Annotated in this window: 12 protein-coding genes; 8 read left to right on the forward strand and 4 right to left on the reverse strand. The window is 66.0% G+C overall.

Features of this window, described 5'->3' with window-relative positions; translation table 11 throughout:
- Positions 1 to 147: 147 nt before the first annotated feature.
- On the forward strand, positions 148 to 1,185 hold the full coding sequence (locus HEB94_RS45585) for an alpha/beta hydrolase (RefSeq protein WP_202896886.1): 1,038 nt from the start codon (positions 148 to 150) through the stop codon (positions 1,183 to 1,185).
- Positions 1,186 to 1,199: 14 nt separating this feature from the next.
- Here HEB94_RS45585 and HEB94_RS45590 read toward each other — a convergent pair whose 3' ends face one another.
- Both HEB94_RS45590 and HEB94_RS45595 read right to left on the reverse strand, forming a co-directional pair.
- Entirely contained in the window at positions 1,200 to 1,358 is a 159-nt protein-coding gene (locus HEB94_RS45590) for a hypothetical protein (RefSeq protein ID WP_192755604.1), read from the reverse strand.
- Positions 1,359 to 1,453: 95 nt separating this feature from the next.
- Positions 1,454 to 2,092 carry a TetR family transcriptional regulator gene (locus HEB94_RS45595; RefSeq protein ID WP_202896887.1) on the reverse strand — a complete coding sequence of 213 codons (639 nt, stop codon included), beginning with the start codon at positions 2,090 to 2,092 and terminating at the stop codon, positions 1,454 to 1,456.
- 100 nt (positions 2,093 to 2,192) lie between these two features.
- On the opposite strand from HEB94_RS45595, the gene HEB94_RS45600 reads away from it, so the two are divergent.
- Together HEB94_RS45600 and HEB94_RS45605 are read left to right on the forward strand one after the other, a co-directional pair.
- Positions 2,193 to 2,630: an SRPBCC family protein gene (locus HEB94_RS45600; protein ID WP_192755606.1), complete on the forward strand. Its 438-nt coding sequence runs from the start codon at positions 2,193 to 2,195 to the stop codon at positions 2,628 to 2,630.
- 173 nt (positions 2,631 to 2,803) lie between these two features.
- Positions 2,804 to 3,193 (forward strand): VOC family protein, encoded by a 390-nt coding sequence (locus HEB94_RS45605; protein WP_192755607.1) that lies wholly within the window; start codon positions 2,804 to 2,806, stop codon positions 3,191 to 3,193.
- 22 nt (positions 3,194 to 3,215) lie between these two features.
- Here HEB94_RS45605 and HEB94_RS45610 read toward each other — a convergent pair whose 3' ends face one another.
- Entirely contained in the window at positions 3,216 to 4,088 is an 873-nt protein-coding gene (locus tag HEB94_RS45610) for an oxidoreductase (RefSeq protein ID WP_192755608.1), read from the reverse strand.
- Between the two features lie 455 nt (positions 4,089 to 4,543).
- Between HEB94_RS45610 and HEB94_RS45615 the strand changes: the two genes are divergently transcribed.
- From HEB94_RS45615 to HEB94_RS45625, 3 genes are all read left to right on the forward strand, one after another.
- Entirely contained in the window at positions 4,544 to 5,365 is an 822-nt protein-coding gene (locus HEB94_RS45615) for an alpha/beta fold hydrolase (protein ID WP_337918435.1), read from the forward strand.
- A 290-nt stretch (positions 5,366 to 5,655) separates the two neighbouring features.
- Positions 5,656 to 6,057, forward strand: coding sequence for a hypothetical protein (locus tag HEB94_RS45620; protein WP_192755610.1), 402 nt, complete (start codon positions 5,656 to 5,658; stop codon positions 6,055 to 6,057).
- Positions 6,058 to 6,089: 32 nt separating this feature from the next.
- Positions 6,090 to 6,761 carry a hypothetical protein gene (locus tag HEB94_RS45625; protein ID WP_192755611.1) on the forward strand — a complete coding sequence of 224 codons (672 nt, stop codon included), beginning with the start codon at positions 6,090 to 6,092 and terminating at the stop codon, positions 6,759 to 6,761.
- A gap of 1,101 nt (positions 6,762 to 7,862) precedes the next feature.
- On the opposite strand, the gene HEB94_RS45630 is transcribed toward HEB94_RS45625, so the two are convergent.
- A protein-coding gene (locus HEB94_RS45630; RefSeq protein ID WP_420481508.1) for an IS3 family transposase occupies positions 7,863 to 9,160 on the reverse strand; the annotation gives its coding sequence in 2 pieces (ribosomal slippage) (positions 7,863 to 8,866 and positions 8,866 to 9,160; 1,299 coding nt in all).
- 912 nt (positions 9,161 to 10,072) lie between these two features.
- Here HEB94_RS45630 and HEB94_RS45635 point away from each other — a divergent pair.
- Together HEB94_RS45635 and HEB94_RS45640 are read left to right on the forward strand one after the other, a co-directional pair.
- On the forward strand, positions 10,073 to 12,361 hold the full coding sequence (locus tag HEB94_RS45635; protein WP_192755612.1) for a S9 family peptidase: 2,289 nt from the start codon (positions 10,073 to 10,075) through the stop codon (positions 12,359 to 12,361).
- 667 nt (positions 12,362 to 13,028) lie between these two features.
- Complete coding sequence (locus tag HEB94_RS45640; protein WP_202897872.1) at positions 13,029 to 13,967, forward strand: ABC transporter permease; 939 nt, start codon at positions 13,029 to 13,031, stop codon at positions 13,965 to 13,967.

A 13,967-nucleotide genomic window follows, 5' to 3' on the forward strand; every position in this document is an offset into this window, starting at 1 on the left:
ATGACACGCCGGCAAGCACTGGGGGCCGCGCTGGCAGCTGCGGTTGCCCTGCCGGTCGGCGCCGCAAGCGAGGCGCCGGCCTCTGCGGCTGCGGCCAACTCGGGCCCGGTGCGGCTCACACTGCCTTTGCCCACTGGACCGTACTCGGTGGGTACGGTGCCGCTGCACCTCGTCGACCGTTCACGTCCGGATCCCGCGGCTGGTCCGGGGCGTTACCGCGAACTGATGGCCAGCGTCTGGTATCCCGCCGGGAACGTCTGGCGGTATCCGTTGGCACGGTGGATGCCGCCCGCCGCCCTGCGCGCCTACCTCGTGTCCGGTGGGTTCGAGGCCGATGTCGCCGCGGCGCCGGTCACGGCCGGCCACGAGGGCGCCCCGGTGCGACGGACCGGTGGACGCCTGCCCATCGTCGTCTTCTCCCACGGCGCGCACGATCACCGATCCGACACCACCATCGTGGTCCAGGAACTCGCCAGTCACGGGTACGTGGTGGTCACGGTGGACCACACCTACGACGCGTTCAGCGAATTCCCCGACGGTCGGCTCACCGTCCCGTCGCTGGACCCGAACAACGCGTTGGTCCCCTCGGACTTCGCCACGGACATGCGGTTCGTGCTCGACCGCATCGAGGACCTCGCCGCAGGGCACAATCCCGACGTCGAACACCGGTCGCTGCCGCCGGGTCTGTGTGGCGCGCTCGACCTCCACCGAATCGGCATGTTCGGCTGGTCGAAGGGCGGGACGGCGACCGCCCTCGTCATGAACGAGGACCAGCGCGTCCGCGCCGGTCTGAGTTTCGACGGTCCGATGCAGTCGGATCCGCCGATCAGCACCGATCTGGATCGCCCGTTCATGCTGATGACCGCGGTCTTCACCCGGGCCGCGGAGCCGAGTGTGGCCGACTTCTGGTCGCACCTGCGCGGCTGGCGGCTCAACGTTCAGGCCGCCGGCGCGGTCCATTCGTCGTACGGCGACACCCAGGTACTGGTCCCACAGCTGGCCGACGCTGTCGGCATGAGCGACGAGGAGCTTCGGGGCTGGATCGGTACCCTCGATCCGACCCGGGCCATGCGGATCCAGCAGGCGTACCCGCTCGCGTTCTTCGAACTGCATCTGCGGGGGCGACGGGCACCGCTGCTCGACGGCCCGAGCGCGGCCTTCCCGGAGGTCACGTTCGTTCCGTGATGCGCTGGATCGGGTCAGACCTTTTCATCCAGGAGGTCGTCCAGCAGCTGCTTCGGGAGGAGCCGGGCGCAGCCGTCCCAGTACCGAGCCGCCGTGCAGATCCGACCCGGGTGTCTATTCGGGCAGATCCGCGCGAACGCCTCGGCTACCGTCTCCGGTTCCTGTGCGGTCACGATCGATTCCTTCCCCCACAGGAGATCACCAAGCCCTGAGCTCCTCCCCTGCAGCCGACTTGGCTGCGAGTGGCCACAGAAACCCAGCCGCCGACCTAAGGACGTCGACGACGATCCGCCGGACCCTTCGCGCGCGATGTGGCTGATCGCGTTCGAGGCGTCCGCGCTGCACCGGGCTGGGTCAGCAGCGGCGTGAGCAGTTCCATGGCCGCGTCGACCCGGTCCCGTTCCCCGGTCATCAGCACATCCATCAGCAGTCCCCGCGACACCCCGAGAGCCAGCCGGGCCCGGTCGGCCGCCTCGCCGTGGGCGAAGCCGTGCTTCTCGAACAGCTCGGTCAGCGGCTGTTCCCACGCCGCGATCAGCGACTCCCGAAACGACCTGGTCCACGGCCGGTCGTACAGCGCGTGCGCGTACACCTCGAAGAACAGCCGCTCCGCCGCGGCCAGACTCGGGTCGCTGACCCGTCGCCAGAACGCCCAGCAGATGTCGACGAGTTCGCCCGGCTGGCTCGCGACGTCCGCCAGCAGGTCACGCGTCTGCGCCTCGATCCGGCCGACGATCTCGGCGAGCAGGCCCTCTCGGCTGCCGAAGTGGTAGATCAGCATGCGGTGGCTGGTACCCGTCCCCGCCGCGATCTCACGCAGGCTAAGCTCGCTGAACCCGGCCTGGAGAACGTGGGCCACGCAGCGCTCCAGCAGTCGCTCGTGTGCCTCGCCTGGTTCGGTTGCCACAGTCGTCCTCGTCCGTCGTCGTACCTCGGGAACACTACCGCGCGCTCCGACCCGCGCCGAGGCGATGTACCATCTGGTACATCGCACGATGGAGGTACTCGTGACAATCGAGACGACCACGACGAGCAGTGCCAGCCTCGCCGCCACCTGGGCGGCGCTGACCGACGTCAACGACTGGCCGCACTGGACGAAGTCCATGACCTCGGTGGAGCGCCTGGACAGCGGCGACCTGCGGGTGGGTAGCCGAGCACGCGTCAAGCAGCCGGGCATGCCTTCGATGATCTGGCAGGTCGACGACCTGCGCGAGAACGAGGGGTTCAGCTGGGCGGCGACGTCGCTCGGGGTCCGCGTCACCGGTCACCACTGGCTGTCGCGCAACCCGGACGGCACGACCCACATCCGCCTCTCCGTCGAACAGCGTGGGCCGCTCGCCGGGCTGGTCAACGCGCTGACCGGCAGCCGCACCCGGCGGTTCATCGACATGGAGGCGGCCGGGCTGAAGGCTGCCAGCGAGGCGTACGAGTCGAAGGCCGGCTGAGCGGCGACCATGCCACCGAGCCGGTAGCGGACGACGAAGCCGAGCACGGGCTCATCGTTCGGGCTGTCGCTTGTGGGTCTCGGCGCGGTCTGTTGTTCGGCCCCCACTTCCCTGCCGAAGATCCGAGGTCGGGAAGGATGGCTGGATGCGCGGACAGCCTGGGAGGTCCTGACATGGCCAGTAAGTTCACCGAGCTCGCGATCGACTGTGCCGATCCCAAGAGCCTCGCCCGGTTCTGGTGCTCGGTCCTTGGCTATGAGGTGCAGGAAGAGGACGACGAAGTCGTCACCATTGGCTCGCCGATGGCACCTGAGGGCAAGAGCCGCCGTGGCCCGGTGCCACCGACGTTGACATTCGCGCACGTGCCCGAGGGCAAGGCCGTCAAGAACAGGCTGCACCTCGACGTCAACCCAACCGACAGGGAGCAGGCGGAAGAGGTACGTCGCCTCCTCGACCTGGGTGCTCGCCACGCCGACGTCGGCCAGACCGGGGATGAGAGCTGGGTCTGTCTTGCCGACCCGGAGGGGAACGAGTTCTGCGTCCTTGCGAGCCGCCACCCCTGATCGGAGGCCGCCGGACGTCCCTTCATCGCGCTCCTAGAAGCGCGTGCACGTCCGGGGTCTCGTCGGTGCCGAAGTCGGCGAACCGGCTCACCGGCGCCCATTCCCGCGCCCCCGCCGCGCGTTCATTGGTCGCCTTCGCGGTGGACTCGACCGCGCCGGCGCCCAGCAGGAGTCGAAGCGGCGGTTCCTCGAGTTCGACGATGTCGGCGATGATCCTTGCCGCCTTGGCCGGATCGCCTGGCCATTCCCCGAGGTTGGCCTCCCAGGAGCGGTTCGTCGCGCCGCCCGTCTGGTCGTAGTCGGCGCCGGCATGTGCCTGCGCCAGGCAGGTGCCGGCCCAGTCGGTGCGGAACGCGCCGGGCTCGATGATGGTCACCTTCACGCCGAAGGGCTTGACCTCGTTGTGGAGCACCTCGGAGAAACCTTCGACGCCCCACTTCGCGGTCTGGTAGGCGCCCATCCCTGGCGTGCCGCCGACTCGAGCGCCGAAGGTGGAGAACTGGATGAAGTGGCCTCCGCGCTGCCTCCGCATTATCGGCAGAGCGGCCTTGGTCACGTTGATGACGCCGAACAGGTTGGCCTCGATCTGGGCCCGGAACTCATCCTCCGAGGTCTCCTCGATCGCGCCGGATGCGCCGTTGCCCGCGTTGTTCACCAGGACGTCGAGCGTGCCGAACCGCTCGACCGCCTGCCGGATGGCGGCCTGGATGGCGTCGGTGTCGGTGACGTCCAGCGCGACGGCGAGTACCTGGTCGCCGTACTCCCGCTCGAGGTCCGCCAGTTGCTCCGGCCGCCGCGCGGTCGCGACCACCCGGTTCCCCCTGTCGAGTGCTGCCTTGGCGATCTCCCGTCCGAACCCGCGGGAGCTGCCCGTGATGACCCAGGTCCTGGCCATGAATGTCGTTCCTTCGTCTCCGTTCCTCATCTCCCTCGCAACTACCACGGGGTCGAGTCGGTCTGGTTCCTTCGTTCAGAATGGTCGACACAAGCGAGGCTGACGCGAACCACGCGCGTTCAATGAGGTTTCCCGAACGCTTCGTCGTCTTGCGCGTCACGCTGTTCAGCCTGCCCCGCTCGAACACCGATGTCCAAGGTCTTCGCGGCACCGATCGATATCTGAACGGCATGAGCGCTCAGGCCGTGGAGGCCGCGCCATTGCCGCGCGATTCGTGGTTCTCCGCGATGCATGTCGCGCTGAGCCGGTCTCGGCGTCTGTCACGGTGGTCTAGTCTCGACAGAGAGACCCGGACCAGGGTCTCGCTGCTGTGGCGGGCCTCTCGATGGTGCTGAACGAGACAGGGAGTGCCCGTTGGCCAGGGTTGACGTCGATTTCATGGCCGATGGCTGTCGGTGACCGGGATTGCTACCGGACCGGGCGAATCACGTGCGCCTTTGTTGGTCGCGCTTCATGGCGGCGGCTACAACGCGCGATATTACGATTTGCCAGGCCATTCGCTGCTCGATCTCGCTGAGGCGACCGACTTCCAGGTCATCGCCCTGAACCGGCCCGGTTACCGAGGTAGCGAGCGGATTCCCGCAGATGGCATTACCTTCGCCGACAACGCCGAGATGCTCGACCGCGCGATCGACATGTTGTGGCGCCGGGCTCCTGACCAGTGCCCGGGAGTGGTCGTCATCGCTCACTCCGTCGGAGCGGCCATCGCCGTCCACCTCGCGGCGAGGCACCCACACTGGCCGCTGCTCGGCGTCGCACTCAACGGGCTGATCGACTCCCCACCTCAGCGCTTCGTCGACCTGTTCCACGGGACCCCGCCGGGACAGCCGGTCACTTTCACGCCCGAGCAGCGTCGCGGGTTCATGTACGGCCCGAACGACACGATCGACCCCGACATCATCCAGCGAGCCGAGCCCTCCACCGAGCCCGCTCCCCGGGAAGAACTCCTCGAGATCAACGACCGCTGGCCTGCCGACGCACCGGGTGAGACCGCGCGAGTCACGGTCCCGATCCACTGCGCACTCGCTCGATTCGACGTCCTGTGGGAGATGAACCGAGCGAACATCGACACGTTCACGAGACGCTTCACCTCCGCACCCTCGGTCGAGACAACGGTGTTTCCGCGAAGCGGTCACAACATCGACCACCACAGGGTCGGGCGTGAGCTTCATCTGCGACAACTGGCCTTCGCCTGGCAGTGCGCCTTCGACCGTTGAGGACAGGCGGCTCGGGTCGGCTCGAATCGGCTCGCCTCGACGATACGGTTTGCCCGCCCCTCGCCGATCCAGGCGGGCAACTTGGACGGCCCCTGGGACGTCCGCAGGAGTGTCCCGGTCAGAGCAGGTCGTCAGGAGGCCCCCAGATGGGCATAGCTGGATCTCGCCGAGTCTTCGCGACCGCACTGTGCGGGCTGGTGCTCGGAGGTTTGGCCGTCGTCGTCGCACCGTCGGCGTACGCATCATGTGCCGCGCCACCCGTACCCTCACCGCATCGGTTCACCGGCACGGTGATCGCCGTCGAGGACGATGGCTCGCTGGCGACCGTCAGGGCCGACGATGGCCGCGTGGTCACCGTGTTGGGCGGACCCGGCGCACCGGAACGCAATATGTCCAGCTCCATCGACCGCAGTTACACAGTTGGCGGACATTACGAATTCCACCCCAGCAACAACAAGGACCCCTACCAGGACAACATCTGTACCGCCACACACCTCGTGGAGGAGCCGCGGCGCGCACCCGTCGAGCCAAGCGATGACCTGGTTCCGGCGGCACTCTCGACAGACCAGTCCGCGGGGCAAACCAGCTCCGCGCTGCTTGTCGGCGCTGTTGCAGCCCTGGTCGTCATGGCCGGAGGCGCAGTATGGCTGGTGCGGGTGAAGCGGATGCGTCGTCCCGTCTCACACATGTGACGTCGTGAGTTGACCGGCCGTATTCTCACCGCGTGACTGCCGATGGTGCCTGGTGGGATGTCCCGCCGTTGATCGCGGAGGGTGACTTGCCTCCGCTGCCTGCGCGCCTTGTGCGGCTCGAAGGGTTGACCGGACCAACACGGGTGTCGGAGTACACCGAGCGGTTCGGTGCCTGGGAATGGCCCTCGGCATCTGATCTGCCGGAGATCGAACTCCTGCGGAGCCAAGACTGGCACTTGGCCGAGCAGGACATGGTGATCATGCTGTCCATGTGGTGGGCAGAGCACCGAGGTTGGGTCCGAGATCGCACGCCCTCGGTGTGGGGGTCAGTGGAGGAACCGGCCGGCAGGACGCGATGGAAGCCGTGGCGGCGGCGACGCGACGCGCTGTCCATGCTGGTGCCGCAGACCGACGCAGAGAGGGAGTTCGACGTCGATCGGTTGGAGCTGTCTGGGACCTGCGAAGAGGCTGGATTGCCCGTGCCGCCCCAGCGACAGTGGCTGTGGCTGATGCGCTCACCGTTTGTGGATGTCTCCGTACCGCAGATGTACGACGCACTGAGTAGTCACGCCCATCGGCGCGCACGAGAGCGAGGCCTCTCGGACTACTACGACGACAAGTCGATCTTTGTCGAGGTATGCCGCGAGGTGATCGGCTCGGACCGGGCGGCCTTCGAGACCTGGTGGGCACACAACCACCTCTGACTACCGCGCCCCGGTCGATGCGTGCTCACGTGCGGGGATGAGGCGTAGGTGCTCGGCGGCTCGATCGTCGGCGGCAACTTGGCGATCAGAGAACGCCCGGTGGGAGCACATCGAACCCGCCTCGGCGCCACATCCACGCGTAGGCGAACCTGTCGAGGAGCGGTGTCCGGAACCAGATCCGCACCCAGCGAGGCATTCGGTCCGGCCGAGGACCGTGCTTCGGGGTCCAGGACCATCCTCGTAGCTGGCCCGCGGGCACAGTCCATCCGCCTGGCGATGGCATGGCGTAGCGCTTCCAGATCCGACGCATCTGGGCGTCCGACGGAGGCTGCTTCACGCACCAATCGTGCACCGTCGGTAGCCGGATCGGCCAGGTGCTCGAGGTCGTGGGAGCGCGCGGACAACGCGTGCCGGGGTCGCGCGTATGTCTGGTGGCCCGGCTGGCTTCGAGTGGGGAGCTGGCACCGGCTCAGTGCAGCCAGCGGACCTTGTTGAGGTCGGTAGTGAAGTCCACGGTCTGCCATTCATCCGTCTCCGGTACGTCGACCATCGCGTGGACGACGACAAGAACAGGACAACTTGACGTTCGACGCGGAGACCAGACGCCGCGTCGGGACTGGCCGGGTCGCTGCCGACGGGCACGTTGCATGGCTTGTCCGGGTCGTCGATGAGTTGCACACACAGTTGGGCCTGTGGTGGGTCGTGTTCGAAGAGGTCCGGGGTTGATCGGCTCGAAGTTGACCGCCCGGGCGGCTGCGACGTCTTGGCCTGGGCCGGCCCGGACCATTCGGTCGTTGTCGGGGAGGAAGTAGTAGTAGTCCGGGACCGAGTAGCCAGCCGGCAGCTCGACAGGCAGGGCCATGGGCACACCCGCGGCCTGGTCGAGCTTGGCCTGGACGTACGCACGATCGGTCGGGCCTGGTCGTCCGACCCCGAGGACGAAGTAGGCGATCAGTCCGAGCGCGACAGCGACGATGACGGAGACGCCGATCGTTCCGGCCCTCGGGCGGGCGTGATCACCTTCACGGTCGAATGATGGCAGTGGCCCAGCTACCGCGGGGACGGTTTGGGTGAAGCGCCCCGGGTTTCGTGGAGACTCGGTTACTTGGATCCGACCGCTGCGGGGACGGGTGTTTCAGGGTAGTGCTCGGTCGTGAGGCTGGCCCAGTGGTTGGCCTCGAACTCTGCCGGCGGGATCAGTCCGATCTCGCCGTGGAGGCGTCGGTGGTTGAACCAGTCGATGTACTCGGCGACGGCGATCTCGACGTCACCGACGGACTTCCAGCCCCCGCTGGGGCGCATGGCCGGGTTGCGGATGCACTCGGCCTTGAACAGCGAGTTGAACGCCTCAGCCATCGCGTTGTCATACGAATCGCCCTTGGAACCAACCGAGGCGACGGCCTCGGCCTCGGCCAGCCGCTGGGTGTAGCGGATGGCTCGATATTGAACTCCGCGGTCTGAATGGTGGGTGAGCCCGGTGACGTCCTGCCCGGCTCGCTGCCGGGCCCACAGACCCATGTCGAGCCCATCCAGGGCCAGGTCGGTGCGCAGTGAGGTAGACACCTGCCACCCCAGGACCATGCGGGAGAACACGTCGAGCACGAACGCGGCGTAGACCCAGCCCGAGTGGGTGCGGACATAGGTCAGGTCCGCCACCCAGAGCTGGTTGGGAGCCTGGGCGAGGAACTGACGCTTGACCAGATCCTCGGGACGCTTGGTCTCGGCGCCCTCGCTCAGCGTGGTCTTGCGGGTCTTGTCCCGCCTGATCCCGGCCAGCCCCTCGGCTTTCATCAGGCGTTCGACGGTGCACCGGGCGACCAGGGTGCCCTGCCGGTTGACCTCGGCGTGGACCTTGCGGGCGCCGTAGACACCGAGGTTGTCGGTGTGGACCTGACGGATCACGGGCACCAGTTCGGCGTCTCGGATCGCTCTGGCCGAGGCCGGTCTGGTCTTGGCTGCGTAGTAGGTGCTCGGGGCAATCTTGGTCCCGCCAGAGGACAGGACTTCACAGATCGGCTCGACCCCGAACCTGTCGCGGTGGGCGTCGATGTAGTCGACCAGCACCGCTGTCGGCACGCTTACTTGATCTTGCGGTCGAGCTCCGCGGCCGCGAAAAACGCCGACGCCGTTCGCAGGATCTCATTGGCTCGCTTCAGCTCACGGTTCTCTCGCTCCAGGTCCGCGATCCGCTTGGACTCGTCGCTGCTCGTGCCGGGCCGGACCCCGCCGTCGATCTCGGCTTGGCGCACCCATCCACGCAACGTCTCCGGATGCATCCCCAACTGCTCCGCGATCCGAGCGATCGCACCCGGCCGACTCGCCGGGTCCTTACGCGCCTCCACCGCCATCCGGGTGGCCCGCTCACGCAGCTCGTCGCCGTACTTCCTCGGTGCCGCCATGACTCTCATCCTCCATGGATTGAGAGCCTCCACCAGACCCGGGGCGCTTCAGGGACTACCGAAGGCCCGGCCGGGTTGGCCGGTGGCCTGGCTTGGTTCGCGAGGCCGTGGGCGCGCAGCCGGTCCCGGCTCGGCGGGCCCGCGAAGCCGTCTCAGGCCGCGACGGCGGCCTTGCATACGTCGACCAGGTGCCGCCGCTCCCGCTGATACAGGTCGAGTCACACGGACGGCTTCGCCGCGTAGGTCGTGTCGGTGCCGGGGAACTCGCCCTGCTTGTCGACCTTCTCGGTCATGCCCCACACCAGGTCGTCACGCTACAGATCGGCCACGGGCTCGCCAAGCCACGCGACGTGCGCGGCGGTGCGGTGCACCTCCTGCAGCAGCGCCCGATGCGGGTCGCGGCACGGCGGCAGGCCTGCCCCGCGGTCGCCGCAGTACCGACTGTCATGGTCATCGCCGCCGCCGGCCGGTGTCGTGGCCCGTCGGTCACGCGTCGACCTCGGTCCCGAGCGCCCTCATGTGGACGCGGTCGACGTGGTCGAGGAACGCCTGCAGGGCGGTCCCGGTGCCTCCGTTTCAGGTGCTCGACCGCACCCCAGGGCAGCGAGCGCAGGCCCGCGTACTTCGGGGAGTTGTCGATCCAGTCGCTGATCGCCGTGACCTTCGCGGCGGCCGCTTCTACCTGCGAGAGCTTGGCCTGACTGATGTCGTACGCCGCGATGTCGTCGGGGTTGACTCCGGCAGTTGACCCTCCTGGCAAGGCATGTTCGGCTGCCCATCGCGAGCGAGCGGAGCGCCAAGATCATTGCCAACTTATGACATATGACATTACACATCGATCGTTCCGAGCAGGCTACTGTGCCGGAATGGTGATCGACAGGTCGATTCGGCAGACCCGCGTCGTCCCCGGCCATGGACCCGGCCACACCGCCTGAGCTGCACCAGGAGGAAGTCATCTACAGCGTCGAGGACTACGCCCGGGCGGAATCGTTCCTTCCCTGGCAGATGGAGACTCGGGTGCCCGGACAGGTCACCGAGATCGCATGGTTGCCGTCCTCAACCCGGTACCGGTTCAAGTTGAGTACGCTGAAGGGCTGGCGTTACCGGATCGCCGATGCGTCGGCCGGTACCGAACACCAGGATGCGTTTAATCATGAAGGCCTGGCTGCCGCGCTGGCCGAAGCAACCGATGAGGAAGTTGATCCCAATCGCCTGAAGCCGACTCGGATCGACTACCGGGGCGCTGATGATCTTGAGTTCGACTTCAACGATGCCCGGTGGCGTTGGGACGGCAGCGCGCTGCGGCAGTTCAGTGAGGAAGATCAATTCGGGGTGCGCTCCCCGGACGGTACCAAGATCGCCTTCAATCGTGATCATGACCTGTGGGTCCGCGAGGTGGCGACAGGTATCGAGCGCCGACTGACCCGCGGCGGCAAGGAAGGGTCGTTCTACGGCGCCGTTCTGCCGTCCCCGTTGCGCGCGGCCGGACTGCCCGGTGCGGGGCAGCCGTGGAAGGACACCAAAGTCCTGTGGTCGCCCGACAGCAGCCGGCTACTGACCCATCGGGTCGACACCGCGGGCGCCGGGACCGTCACCATGAGCCTGTCGACGCCACTGTCCGGCAGCATTAGACCGGAGGCGGTGGAGTACTTCTATCCGTTGCCCGGCGATGACCCGCTGCCGACGGCGACCTTGATAATCATCGACCTCGCATCCGACGACAGCACCCCGGTTGAGATCCCACCGCTGGAGCTCTACTACTACGGCAGCCCGATCCCGGGTGCCGACAGCAGTTCGCGCAATATGTGGTGGCGGCAGGACGGGTCATCGCTCTACCTGTTGCGGTTGTTCCGCGGTGACCGGCACGCGACCCTGTACGAGATCAGTGCCGACGGTTCGAGCCGTGTCATCGTCGACGAGGAGGCGGAGACGCCGGTCGACTCCAACCTGTCGACCTCGGGTCCGGTGAACCACCGCACCGTCGAGGACCAGGATCTGACGCTCTGGTATTCGCAGCGTGACGGTTGGGGCCATCTGTACACCTACCGCACCTCGACAGGAGCGCAGCTGAATCAGCTGACCTCGGGTGAGTGGGCAGTCGCCGATGTGCTCCACGTCGGCGACGGGTACGTCTACTTCACTGGAGTGGGTAAGGACGTGAGTGAGGATCCGTACATCCGTCGGCTGTATCGCGTACGGCTGGACGGTTCGTCGGGCGAACCGGAGCTGCTGACACCACAGGATGGCAGCCACGAGGTCAGCTTCGCGCCGGACGGCGGCTACTTCATCAGCACCTGGGCGAAGATCGACAGTGCCCCGGTGGCGGAGCTGATCCGTTCCCCTGGGGAGAGCATCGGCGTCATCGCCGAAGTGGACCTGTCCGCGCTGACCGAGTCCGGCTGGCAGTTCCCGGAACGCTTCTCGGCTCCGTCCCGGGACGGCAAGACCCAGGTCTACGGCGTGATCGTCCGACCGACCAATTTCGACCCAGACAAGAGTTATCCGGTGATCGATTCGATCTACGGCGGCCCGCAGATGAACCAGGCTCCGGTGGCGCTGACCGAAGCGGCGCGGATCTGGACGGCACAGGCGATCGCTGAGCTCGGTTTCGTCGTCGTGCTGATCGACGGATTGGGCATGCCGCACCGGTCGAAGGAATTCCGCGACGTCTCCTATCGCAATCTCGGTGATGCCGGCCTGCCGGATCACATCAGCGCGATGTGGGACCTGAAGACCCAGTACCCGAATCTAGATCTCGATCGGGTCGGCATTTTCGGACACTCGGCTGGTGGATACGCCTCGACGCACGCGATCCTGGCACATCCGGAGTTCTACAAGGTCTGCGTGTCAGGTGCCGGCAACCATGATCATCGGACCGACAAGGCGTGGTGGATCGAGCGCTACCAGGGCTGGCCGGTCGGTGATCACTACGTCGAGCAGGCCAACCGGACGCTCGCCGGCCAGTTGCAGGGCAAGCTGCTGTTGATCCACGGCGAGGCCGATGAGAACGTGCCCGTCGCCTCGACACTGTCGCTGGCCGACGCGCTCATCGCGGCCGACAAGGACTTCGACCTGCTGATCCTGCCGAACCGGTCGCACGCCTGCGGCTCAGAGCCGTACGTGATCAGGCGACGGTGGGACTACTTCGTCCGGTACCTGGCCAGACAGGAACCGCCGAGCTACAGCATCCGCAAGTCCTGAGACAGGACCCGGCGGCGCTGAAGACTGACGCCGCCGGCAACTCAACTACTTGTCTGTCGCACTGGATATCGTGGCCTGGATCTGAACGTGCTGCGGCGGATACCGAAGGGCGTATCCGGGGTGCCGATGAGTCTCGAACCGGCTGGTCGCTGCGCGCGCCGGGATGTTTGTGATCGGGGAGTTTCTCAAGCTACTGCAGTGGATTGCGATCGCCTGCATCGTCGCGGCCACAGTCGGTACGACTAGCCTGCTTCGCCGCTCGCGCCCCAGGATCAAAACAGTGCCGTGCTGACGAGACCCTCGGGATCCCTGCGTAGTAGGCGATCAACCCACCATGAGCACCGAACATGGACCGTCACAAGGTTGTCGTCAGATTGAAACATCGAGGTCTAGACAGCCGCAAGGGGCCAGTGTAATGTCACATAACATTCCGAGGTGGTGGATATGACCGGTCCGACAAGCCCAGAGCGCAGCATCAATCCTCTAGCCCTGCTTGGGATTCACGCTTGATCTGTAGGTCGCCCGATTCATGTCATCTCGCAAGCCGAAAATTTCGGCTACCGCTGACGATTGATTGGCGTTCGGTAGAGAAGTCAGGCTGTGATGCCCTCCGGGAGTTGCGAAAGTGGTTAAATACTTAGCGCGCCGCATTGGTGGCTGGTTGTTGATGGCTGTCGTGGCAACCAACATCACATACTTCTTGGCTAATTCCTTTCTTGATCCGCGCACACTGTTTGTCGGTCGGCGGCCACCGCTGACCGAGGAGCAAATCGACACTCTGCTGCAGGCGAACAACCTAAACAGTCACGAGAGCATTTTCCTGCGCTGGTGGACGTGGGCGAAGGACATCGTTCTGCACTGGGACTGGGGTAACAGCCCCACTGGCGATCCGGTGAAGGCCCAAATTGCCTTCCGCATCGGGGTGAGCGCTGAGTTGCTGCTCGGCGCCTTCGTGCTGTACACGATCATCGGGATCAGCCTGGGCATCTACAGCGCATCCCGGCAGTACAAGGTGTCAGACCGCATCGTCCAGGCTATCTCGATCGTTACCTTGAACATTCCGGTCGTTGTGATGTCGCTGGCGATCGTGCTGGTTGCAATCTGGTTCAACCAGAAGGCCGGGGCCCGGGTGTTCTATGTGACTGGGTCGTCGTCAGCCGATGCGCACGGGTTCGGCAAGGTCATCGATCTACTGCAACATTTGACGCTGCCGACGATCTCGCTGGTGATCATCAGTTATGCGGGCACCCAGATGTTGCAACGGTCCTTGCTGTTGGACAACATATCCGCCGACTACGTGCGAATGGCGCGGGCCAAGGGGTTGACCAAGGCGCAAGCGATCCGCAAGCACGCTTTGCGGACATCGTTGACCCCGGTCGCCACCCAAGTGGCTTTCTCGATTCCCGGCTTGTTCACCGGTGCGGTGCTGACTGAGACGATCTTCAACTGGCAGGGCATGGGCCAGTACTTCATCGACACGCTGAACAAGATGAACATCAACGGAGTGGTCGCGGTCGCGGCCTTCGGCGCCCTGATGACGGCGATAGGTGCGGTCCTCGCCGACATCGCCGTGGTCGTCCTGGATCCGAGAGTGCGGGTGCATTGA

Source organism: Actinopolymorpha pittospori (assembly GCF_014873875.1).
Lineage (GTDB): Bacteria > Actinomycetota > Actinomycetes > Propionibacteriales > Actinopolymorphaceae > Actinopolymorpha > Actinopolymorpha pittospori.

Coding starts and splice junctions, on each gene's coding strand:
- HEB94_RS45605 (WP_192755607.1), top strand. CDS start 2,804: ATGGCCAGTAAGTTCACCGAGCTCGCGATCGACTGTGCCGATCCCAAG.
- HEB94_RS45610 (WP_192755608.1), bottom strand. CDS start 4,088: ATGGCCAGGACCTGGGTCATCACGGGCAGCTCCCGCGGGTTCGGACGG.
- HEB94_RS45635 (WP_192755612.1), top strand. CDS start 10,073: ATGGACCCGGCCACACCGCCTGAGCTGCACCAGGAGGAAGTCATCTAC.
- HEB94_RS45640 (WP_202897872.1), top strand. CDS start 13,029: ATGGCTGTCGTGGCAACCAACATCACATACTTCTTGGCTAATTCCTTT.